At 35.6% G+C, this 8,390-nt stretch carries 5 protein-coding genes and 1 pseudogene; 2 read left to right on the plus strand and 4 right to left on the minus strand.

Annotated elements, in window-relative coordinates; translation table 11 throughout:
* Window positions 1–473: pseudogene (locus PHC76_RS14460) on the plus strand (DNA mismatch repair protein); the annotation flags it as partial.
* A 333-nt stretch (window positions 474–806) separates the two neighbouring features.
* Here the strand turns inward: PHC76_RS14460 and PHC76_RS14465 are convergent.
* Window positions 807–2,411, minus strand: coding sequence for a hypothetical protein (locus tag PHC76_RS14465; protein ID WP_300210625.1), 1,605 nt, complete (start codon window positions 2,409–2,411; stop codon window positions 807–809).
* Between the two features lie 36 nt (window positions 2,412–2,447).
* The gene (locus PHC76_RS14470) at window positions 2,448–3,395 is read right to left on the minus strand and encodes a hypothetical protein (RefSeq protein ID WP_300210627.1); all 948 of its coding nucleotides are present in this window, start codon (window positions 3,393–3,395) and stop codon (window positions 2,448–2,450) included.
* Between the two features lie 205 nt (window positions 3,396–3,600).
* On the opposite strand from PHC76_RS14470, the gene PHC76_RS14475 reads away from it, so the two are divergent.
* A complete protein-coding gene (locus PHC76_RS14475) occupies window positions 3,601–6,564 on the plus strand; it encodes a MutS family DNA mismatch repair protein (protein WP_300210629.1) in 2,964 nt (987 codons plus the stop codon).
* An 89-nt stretch (window positions 6,565–6,653) separates the two neighbouring features.
* Here PHC76_RS14475 and PHC76_RS14480 read toward each other — a convergent pair whose 3' ends face one another.
* Window positions 6,654–6,914, minus strand: coding sequence for a hypothetical protein (locus PHC76_RS14480; protein WP_300210631.1), 261 nt, complete (start codon window positions 6,912–6,914; stop codon window positions 6,654–6,656).
* Window positions 6,915–6,930: 16 nt separating this feature from the next.
* Window positions 6,931–7,893, minus strand: a complete 963-nt coding sequence (locus tag PHC76_RS14485) for a DNA/RNA non-specific endonuclease (RefSeq protein WP_300210633.1) — start codon at window positions 7,891–7,893, stop codon at window positions 6,931–6,933.
* Between the last annotated feature and the right edge of the window lie 497 nt (window positions 7,894–8,390).

Raw genomic sequence — 8,390 nt, forward strand, 5'->3', positions numbered from 1 at the left:
TTTTTGAACGTATCTATCAAATCCGCTCTCTCCTAAGCCCGATCGAATACCTCGATTTGGAACGATACCCGTATGCTTCCGAATCGCTGTGTATCCTCATCAATGTCATCATCGATCACGATGCGGCGATTATCGAGAAGATGAACCGTCCGACGTTTTTGGGAACTAACAGATACATGTATTTAGGGAACAACGCCGCTGAACAGCTGGGGATTATCTCACGCGACGCGGATGAGATGACACTCCTTAAACTCATCGATAAAACCTCGACGGCGATGGGGAAACGGCTCTTGCGCGAGCGGCTTCTGAACCCTATCTGCGATTCAAAGCTACTCGAAGAGCGCTATGATCTTATCGACAAACTGGGTGATCACATTGCGCCGCTGGAGACCAAGCTCAAAGAGGTGTATGATCTGGAGCGGATTTTGCGACGCCTCAAACTCGGAAAGCTTCACCCGTTCGAAGTTGCATAGTGTTTAAAAGCCCAAAAAACAGGGCTTTTTTGACAATCCGAAGAGGGTGGACTATTTTTATTTTTGAGTCTTATTCTGTATCTTAAAGCCATAAAATAGGGCTTTTTGTTGAGATCTAAATTTTTATGAATAATTCTTTTTCTCTTCTTCTAAAAATCAAAGGTGTATAAAAAAGTGTATAAAATTAGAAAAAAAAATCACTATTTTTATAATTTAGATGTATCGTATTATTATAAATTTAATTATAAAAAATCCAATATGAAATATTTATAGAATCAAAAACATAAAAAGTATCATTCCATCTGCAACTGTATCGCTACGAGTAGTTCAATTTTAAGAGTCTAGAAGAGTTTCCTTTACAATCCCGAATCTTTCAGCAATCTCGTAAATAAACCCTTTTCCGATTTGAGGCGTCTTGTGAGAGAGGTCAATTTCATGTAGATACTTCTCAAAATTAGTGTGCTCTGGTTTTTCAATTTTTACCGCCATGAATGAATCGATGATGTCAGGGAGCCTTTTGTCGCTTTGTTGCATCAGCAGTTCTAATACATTGAAATCTGCAAGGATAAGATCATTTTTGTTGCTAGCGAATCCCACTTCTCGGTTAAGCATCTCATACCAATCTGGTAGACCTTCGTAATAAACCAGCATTTTGTAGACTCTCTTATCGCCAAATCTGTCTGAATTCAAAGAAATGTAGCGATTAATGTTTTCTGTGGATATCTCTACTGATTTGACTAGTTTCTCAAATGTTTCCTCGTCAAAATCCCTGAGAAGTCCTAGATTGAAAGGATTTGCCTTGCATTCCACAAACAATAGATACGAATCCGTTTCGAGTATGGCATCCGGTGCATGTTTTTTCCCATTGTAGTAATACTCTTCATCACCATAGACGTCAGGGTTCTCGTCTGGTATTGTCTGCTTGTATTCATTCATAAGCATTCTGGCATATCGCTCTATGGCTGGCCCGACAATCAATCCTTTTGCATTGTTGCCGGCATTAGATAACATTCGATAAAATGTATCCATTTTGAGAAATTCCTGCAATGACTGTAGTGAAGGAAGAAAATATCCCCCTTTATAACGAAGGAGCGGATATGAATAACTGACCTTTGGAATTGCTCTGTCAAAAAGCTCCATTTCTTCATAAGGGTAATATGTACCATTTTTGTTTGTTCTACGGTTAAGGTATTCCTTTACATATTCCTCTCTATCAATAGAAATAGAATTAAAGAATTGATCTATATCTTTACTTGATATTCCAGACTTGGAATTTATTTTATTTACGAATTCATCCTTCGTAAAGTAACTTTTTATTCCAGTATTACCATCACCGATACCAAAAACATAAATATAGAGTATAAAGGAGAGGTGGAGCATTACTGGCAAGCCTACGCCGTATTCCATTGTAAAGGCAGTATTTGATTTCGAATCATTCCCAAAAGTAAGATAAAATCGCCGCATATCTGGCATAGGGTTGCGCTGTATCCTCATCTGTTCGCTCGAAATTGAAAGCATCATTGTTGCAATTGGCTCCAACACGGATGTCTCTCTGGCTGCACTAAAAGAGTTGTAGCGGTTGTATATGTCATTTATACTGATTCCATCCCATGTTTGATAAAGTTCATAGTCTAAAAAAACACGTTTGTTGCCAGCGGCATACACAATAGTTTTTTCAATCATATATCCACCAAAGAGTCCTGAAAGAAGTGGCATATTCATAGTATGTCTGGAAAACGATTTTCCAAATTCTTTCTTACAGTGATAGTTTTCAATTTCTCTAAAGAGAGTAATTACAGTTTCAAAATCAAATTCTTTGGTTTTTCGGATTATCCACTTTAGATTATTCTGGTGACTGGTATCCGCATCTATGATGGTGGCTATAAAGGACTCAGCATTCTTTTTTCTTCCTGCGTTATTACTACTATTTGGCTTCATTCTGTACCATTATTATTTAAAAAACTTCTGGAATCATCAATGAATATTTATATTCCGTTTTAGTTCACTGAATTGTGAGAGGCTATCTAAATATTTATCGCTTGTTGCCCCAAAAAAAATGAGTTGGTCATTGTGGACTACACAGGCAACGTTAAAAAAATAATTACGTTCAGTGCTTTCTGCTTTGTATGATGTAGTAGCCATAACATCACCATTCAGATGTTCAAAAGAAGGCTCAATATTATCTACTCCATAGAGAATAGCGCCTTTTTTTATACAACTAACTACACGGTCATTTTTATTCTGATTTATATCACTTGTGTACGAGATAATAAAAGCTGCTGTATGTTCGCCCATTTGGGCATAATACAAAGGTGATTCCTCGCTATTATTTTGATCTTTTTCCAGTTCTTTTTTGAAAAAATCAAATGGCCATAAAATGGATAGATTTTTATTGATAATTACTTCCTTTGGAATTGGATCCCATTTTTCACGTAATAACATATCAATTCGATCTCTTCTGCTGCGCCAATTTTCTTTCGCAATCTCAATAGAATCCAAAGTTATATATGTTAGCTTGCCATCAACAAGCATTGTTTTTCCATCTGAAGCACGCTCTAAAATTGAAAGTGTTTGCTCATAGTTAATTTGCATTTTCTTATTCTTATAATAATCAATAGCGCTTTTGGCTAAATCGTATTGAGGCTTTTTCTTAAGTACACTTTCTCTAGCCGCATCCAAGACAATGATATTTAAATTACTAATCAGTAATGCTTGATTGCGAAAGTCCTCCATTTCTCGTTTGGTCGGTTTAGTTTTGAACTCTTCCCAAAATTCGTTGTGTAATTGTTTGTCGACATATCCTGCTTTCGCAACTTTACTCAAAAGATTAGTTTGCTTTTCTGACAAGGAAAATGCATTTGCACTGATTGTAAAGATCAACATCATCATTAGTCTTAACAGAATAAAGAAGGGATTTTTCATGTTCATTTACCTTAAAATGGAAAAAGTATTTATTTGTAATATTATAGTTTATCATCTATTATTCATTTATATTTGAATTTTTAATAAGAACTCATCATATTGATATCAAGATATCGATTTATCTTTCTAAAATTGAGGGGCACTGCGACAATTCTTCTTAATAATATTTAGATGGGTATAATTTCTCATGCTAATTAATGATTTTATGCCAAATGATATATCCATAGACAGTATTTTGAATGATAACAAGGTACTCGTTACTGAAATGTATTTCAACCTCCAAAAATATTTTGAGGAGAAATACGGAAATGATACTATCGTTATCATGGAACTTGGCACTTTTTTCGAGGTGTATGAAGTCGATAATGATGAAATGCAACTCGGAAAAGCCAAACTCGTTTCTGAACTGCTCAATATACAGCTTACCAGAAAATCAAAACTAATTTTAGAAAATGATGTAAAAAACCCTTTAATGGCTGGAGTGCCAGCGGTTTCATTTGACCGATACCTTGCTAGACTCGTCAGTGAAGATAAATATACAATTGTTATTATCAGACAAAAAGGAACTCCTCCAAAAATTTCACGCTATCTAGATAGAATTATTTCTCCTGGAACTAATTTTGATTTTATCAATGATAATGAATCAAATTACACTACATCTTTGTTAGTTGATGAAAACAATGGAATTTATCTCATTGGATACTCAGCAATTGATATAACTACTGGCAAAACTCTTCTGTATGAAGCACAAGGTAATTTAGACGATAAAACACTTGCTTTTGATGAAGTATTTAGCCTTATGCATGCAAATAAAACGAAAGAAGTTATTATCACTTTCGCCCACAAAGATATCAAACAAGAAGAGGTATTAACATACCTTGAAATTGATGCACATTACACTTATGTAATCAATACCAATCGTCAAAAAATTGCATACCAGAATGAACTTTTCAATAGTGTTTATAAGCCTGAATCACTTTTGACTCCAATAGAATTTCTTGATTTGGAATTCATGCCATTGGTATCAGAATCACTTGCGGTCTTAATAGATTTCATAATTGACCATGATATTAATATTATTCAAAAACTTTCGCATCCGATGATTGTTGATAATAGGTCGATAATGCTGTTGGGGAACAATGCAATTGAACAATTGCAGATTATTTCTAAAGACCCAGATGAAATGACAGTTTATAAACTGATTAACAATACAGCTACTTCGATGGGAAAACGGCTATTACGAGATAGACTTTTACACCCTCAGATTAACAAAGAAGAAATCAGTCGCCGTTATAAACTCTCAGAAAAAATAACGGAACAGCATAAGATACTTTATTCAAAACTCAATAAGATATACGATATCGAACGATTGAGTAGAAGACTAGCATTGATTAAGTTGCATCCGTGCGAACTAAATTACCTCCACGATTCCCTTGTTGCAATTCATGAAATGCATACTATTATCGAGCAACTTCAAGTTTCTACAAATCAATATGAACACACAAAAATTTTAGAATTTATTTCCGACATTCAAAAAACATTTGACTTGGATAAAACAGCTCAGTTCAACTATAACCAGATTGATGACAATATTATCAATGAAGGAATTAGTCCAGAGATTGATGAGTATATTGCACAAAATAATAAACTAATTGATGACCTTGAATTAATAGCTGATGTCTTCCGTGAAGCATTATCAAATGAGTTGGGCAAAGACGTTGCGCAAACGTTTGTAAAGGTAGAACAGACAGATAAAACAGGTTTTTATATAGATATTACTAAATCTCGTTTTATGATTATTGCTGACCAGATTAAAGATAAGAATATCGTGATTGAAGGGCATAGGATATTTTTTGATGAGTTTTATTATAGAACCCAGACTAATAATGTCAAAATTACTAGTCCTATAATTGATGAAATTTCAACAAAATATTTAAGTAATCAAAGCAAAATTGTTTCACTGACTAAAAAGCTTTATCGAGAGTATCTTGGTATTTTTGACCGAAAATATACTCGTATGCTTACAACGCTCAGTGATTTTATTGGCGATTTAGATGTAGCTGTTTCGAATGTGATAACTGCAAAAAAATATAATTATGTCAAACCAAAAATTGTTGATGCAGAGGAAGGGAAAAACTTCTTAGAAATTATTGGTCTTCGGCATCCATTGATTGAAGTTCAGGAAGAACATGGTGTCTTTGTTCCAAATGACATTATCATGGGTGACCCAAGCCTTATTGATAATTCATACAGAGACAATTTACTTTCTACTGCAGCACGAGGAGAAGAAGTAAAGGGAATACTGCTTTACGGTATCAATTCAAGTGGTAAATCATCATTAATGAAAAGTATTGGTATTACAGTTATTATGGCTCAAGCTGGATTATATGTTCCAGCAGAGAAAATGAAATTTTCACTTTTTGAAAGTGTTTTTACTCGAATTGTAAGCAAGGACAATCTCATTAAAGGTATGTCTACATTTGCGGTGGAAATGACAGAACTAAGAAATATTTTTAATAGAATCAATGCTAAATCACTTGTAATAGGGGATGAACTAAGTCATGGCACAGAAACGTTAAGTGGTGTCGCATTGGTTGCAAGTGCTCTTATGAAGCTGAATCGATTGGATTGTCTTCATATATTTGCAACGCATTTACATCAATTAACCGAGCTAAAACAAATTAACGAAATTGCTTCACTTATAAGTATGCACTTATCAGTTTCATATGATTCACAAAATGACTGTTTAATTTATAACCGAACTTTACAGCCTGGGAATGGAAGCACTGTTTATGGGCTTGAATTTGCTAAATCTTTACATATGGACAATGATTTTATCCGTGATGCAGAAGAAATTAGAAAACAACTTGCTAATGAATATTCATCGTTAGAATTGCTATCTAAGAAACAACAGAGTAACTACAATAAAAATGTTTATATGAGCACTTGTATTATTTGTGGTGAAGAAGCTACTGAGACACATCATATTCAAGAACAGAATAGTGCTGATAATGAAGGCTTTATTGGTCATGTCCCTATGAATCACAGATACAATCTCATTCCTCTTTGCCAAGAACATCATAAGATGGTTCATCAGGGTAAGATTATTGAACTCAAATTTGTAACAACGTCTAAAGGCATTCAATTGAATTATGAGAACTCATATTGAAAGAAAAGATGATGATGTTTTCAAAAAATTGTCTTAGCCGATTGATCTTAGTATATTGAATTCTAGGTAAAACATATTTGATAGATGATTTACTCAAATGGATTTTTTATTGTTTCTTCTTTTGTAATCTCGATATGTTCAGGCAATGATCCCCTCTGACGTTTGAGTTCATCCACAGTCGCATCTAAAAGACGTTTGAGTTTCAATGCTTTTTCTAAACCAATGGTATCTTTGGTAATCTCTATTGAACCGTATATACTTACACGATCCAGTCTATTTTCTAGTGTAATACCGTCTATTTCAAAGGATTCACTTTCGTTTTGAAAAGGTAAAAAAGTTATCTGTGGCATTTTTGATTCCTTAGCGTCATTTACAAAGTTTGTTACAGGGTTTTCCATCCCCATCACCGTCAAGGTGGGCCTCATGGCATTGGGTGAAATAAAAGGTCGCTTCTTCGCAGGAAGTCATCTCTTTGCAGGTGTGTTTGGTTCCGCATTGTTCCTTTAAAGAAGCACTGGGTTTAACCGTTTTTGGTGCCGGAACAGGTAAGGAAGAATTCATATTCGCCAGATCCTTTCCATGCATCTGTGGGGATGGCAATGGCATGGGAGTTTGTTTGGAAATGGCAGCCATCTTAGGGAAGATACGGATGTTGGTAAGTTGTTCGAGCTGTGCGATGTTGATTTCTTGATACTCGTTTCCTGGAGCATTGTTAACAAGATAAGCTGCTCCCTGATTGGATGAGGGGTCATAAATCGCTTTGAATATCTTGGTGGGAACCAGAACCCTGCCTCCAATACGTTGAAGGTTTGTCCCGATGAAAATAGGGCCTGTAATGACGTAGAGTTCCCCTTTTTGTTTGGCAAGTGTTCTTGTGGCTTCTTCGATTCCTGACCACAACTTTGTATTGTTGTCATGGTCTTGCGGAACCATATTAGCAAGTGTAAAACATTCACTTTCACTTTGAGGCGTATTGAAATCCCTTGCAGGAGACATATGCCCTCTGTCATAGCCTGAGCGGGCATAATCAGAGAGTTCTGCTCGTTCATCAGAATTCAGGCGTTCTTCGGGATGGAAGTCATTGGAACGTTCGACTTTGATATTCAGTTTTGAACCATAAAGGTGTTCTGCGCTCCAGAGAGGTGTACGAGATAATCCTGAATGCATAACAGCAAATTCTGAATAGCACAGTTCTTTTGTCTTTGGGGTCAGCTTTGGATTGAGGATATCGGGAGCATTGTTGCCGTAATAGATACCGCCGCAGGAAGTTGACGCCGCTGACAATATGGATGCAATAGCAAGGGTAGAGAATAATATTTTGGAAGTCATAGAAGAATACCTTTGTTCTGATTGCAAAGCTAATAATATCAAAAATGACCTAGCATATTACCTACTTTGAGACGAATTGAAATCCAAATATGATTCATTTTGGAAGTGTTTTATATGTTTTGAAGTGTATAAAAAAGTGTATAAATTTTTTTACGACACCATCCAAAACCCTTAAAATAGGGATATCAAAAAGAAATAAGCAATCCGTTCGAGCTTGCCTATTTTCATGCCTCACTGAGTGCGGCAGAGTCACTGTTTGAGGATGCGGAACGGCTGAAAATCAGCTATGACAAAGCGAGTGCGCAGGAGTGCCGACTTTGCGCAAGCGAACTGCGCCGTATTTTCGATATCGATTTGTGTGCCAAATTCAGACGTGATCAGGTAGATGAGAATTTATTTAACGAGGGGATCGATCCCACCATCGATGCGCTGGAACAGTTACAAAATGACAATGAGGCAAAACTTCAGGGGATCATCGATCACATCGATACTTTTTT

It is taken from the genome of Sulfuricurvum sp., assembly GCF_028710345.1.
Lineage (GTDB): Bacteria > Campylobacterota > Campylobacteria > Campylobacterales > Sulfurimonadaceae > Sulfuricurvum.

Bases quoted from the DNA above. Each gene is read 5' to 3' on its own strand.
- PHC76_RS14465 (WP_300210625.1), bottom strand. From the start codon at position 2,411: ATGAAGCCAAATAGTAGTAATAACGCAGGAAGAAAAAAGAATGCTGAG.
- PHC76_RS14470 (WP_300210627.1), bottom strand. From the start codon at position 3,395: ATGAAAAATCCCTTCTTTATTCTGTTAAGACTAATGATGATGTTGATC.
- PHC76_RS14475 (WP_300210629.1), top strand. From the start codon at position 3,601: ATGCCAAATGATATATCCATAGACAGTATTTTGAATGATAACAAGGTA.
- PHC76_RS14480 (WP_300210631.1), bottom strand. From the start codon at position 6,914: ATGCCACAGATAACTTTTTTACCTTTTCAAAACGAAAGTGAATCCTTT.
- PHC76_RS14485 (WP_300210633.1), bottom strand. From the start codon at position 7,893: ATGACTTCCAAAATATTATTCTCTACCCTTGCTATTGCATCCATATTG.